Genomic DNA, 1985 nt, shown 5'->3' on the forward strand with positions numbered 1-1985 from the left:
GAAATATCACCAAAACAGGGTTAAAGATCACCCGTAAAAAACAAGTGATTTTTTTGTTTTCAAGTAGTATAATTGGATCAATCAGGTTATTTAAGAGGAGTGGCTGTGTGTGTCTCTAGATAAAACAAATAATAAGATGCTTGTAACAAAGTCAAATGAACTTATTGAAGCCTCGTACAAGCTAACAACAAACGAGCAGCGAATTATCTTGATGCTTGCCGCAAAAGTACAGCCAGAAGATCAAGAATTCAAAAGGTATCGTATTCAAGTCAGTGAGTTCGTAAAAATACTAGATTTGAAAAGTAAAGGCGTACATAATGATATCCAAGAGATTATTAAGGGATTGATGAAAAAAACATTTGGCATTAGGAAAGAAAAATCTATTTTGTATCTTCCTTGGTTGGCTTCAGCAGAATATTTTGTTGGACAAGGATATATGGAGCTGGAGTTTTCGCCCAAGTTAAAACCTTATCTTCTTCAATTGAAGGAGAGATTCACTACATACCGGTTACATAATGTTATGCAACTCCGTAGCGTCTATTCTATCCGCATTTATGAATTATTGAAACAGTATGCACAAATCGGTTCACGGCTTTTTGAACTAGATGATCTCAAGTTTGTTTTAGGGATTGAAAAGAATGAATATCAGAAGTATGGCCATTTCAAAGCTAAAGTTTTAAAGGTAGCTCAAAAAGAGTTACAGGAGAAAACGGATATCGCTTTTGACTTCGAAGAGATAAAAAATGGCCGAAAAGTGGCTAAACTTAATTTCATTATTCGTAAGAATGGAAAGAGCGATTCATTGGAAACTTCCTTTATTGAAGATGAGCCAGGATTAATCGCTCGTCTGCGTGAATTCGGATTGACTGAGATTCAGATCGACCATATCGTTAAAAACTATGATGAATCATACATATTAGAAAATCTGGAAATAGTAGAGAAAGATTATAAAGCTGGAAAGGTTAAGAATCTTACCGGGTATACTTATACGGCATTAGAACAAGATTTCCGCAAAGATAAAGCACCTATAGAGAAGAAATATGAGCAAAAAGATAAAAAACATAACAACGGGGTTCCGGATCACATTCTTGAACAGAAAGAGAAACAAAAGGAATTAGACAATCATGAAGAAACTTTACAGGAAGAGTCATACGAAGAAAAGATAAAGCGACGGGACGAGCTACTTGTTGCATTGGGAGAAAAATGAAGTGCCTAGCAATTGCTAGATGTTTTTAATTTTTTTGCAACTTTTTTTGTGGATACCTTCACTTATTTATATAGAAAGGGGGAATTATGAGATATATATGCAGGAGGTAACTATGAGAAGAAATAGAAACTTATATATTGATAACTGGGTATGCTATAATCTTCCTGTACAATAGAATCGGCTCCTCAAGGGTGGTCGGCTCATCCCCTAACGAAAGGGGGTGAGAATTATGGTGTCATACGAAGCACTTAACCTAGCAATAAACTTCGGTGTATTGCTACTAACGTTTATAGGTGTGATGGTTGCTATCATGACACTTAACAAAAAGAAATAGACACCCTTGAGTTGTGGACGACGAAAGGATGTCTATTTCTAATCGAAACGTCTGTTGAGCCGATCCCCTTGTGGGAACGTCTATTGTACATGGACCGCTCTGGTGTTGGCGCACCAGACGGTCTTTTTTTAGTTTACGCAGTTTTTAGTGATTTATGTCTCTTTTCCAAAAGAGATATTTCTTTTTGCTTATTATAGCACATAACACGTGACACGTAACATATATCAATATTTTAGATTTTATAAAAAAAGTGAATATGAATCAAAAATATTAAAGAAAGTACCCTGGATAGCGTTCTTTGAAATCTATTCTTCATACCACACTGCGTTGATCATTAACCCTATTCATGTAGGTGAACCTCTCTCCAATAAATTGGAGAGCTTCTCGCTTCATCGAGCCGACTATTGTCGCACTCTCCACGAAGGCTAGTTCCTAGCCTAGCGT

At 36.2% G+C, this 1985-nt stretch carries 2 protein-coding genes; both read left to right on the forward strand.

Going from position 1 to position 1985, the window contains the following annotated elements; all coding sequences use genetic code 11:
* Nucleotides 1-109 precede the first annotated feature (109 nt).
* Nucleotides 110-1207 carry a replication initiation protein gene (locus BLR88_RS18695; RefSeq protein ID WP_091261617.1) on the forward strand — a complete coding sequence of 366 codons (1098 nt, stop codon included), beginning with the start codon at nt 110-112 and terminating at the stop codon, nt 1205-1207.
* A gap of 229 nt (nt 1208-1436) precedes the next feature.
* Nucleotides 1437-1541: a putative holin-like toxin gene (locus tag BLR88_RS20660; protein ID WP_409359920.1), complete on the forward strand. Its 105-nt coding sequence runs from the start codon at nt 1437-1439 to the stop codon at nt 1539-1541.
* Nucleotides 1542-1985 lie beyond the last annotated feature (444 nt).

The sequence above is a fragment of the Aneurinibacillus thermoaerophilus genome, from assembly GCF_900099925.1.
Classification (GTDB): domain Bacteria; phylum Bacillota; class Bacilli; order Aneurinibacillales; family Aneurinibacillaceae; genus Aneurinibacillus; species Aneurinibacillus thermoaerophilus.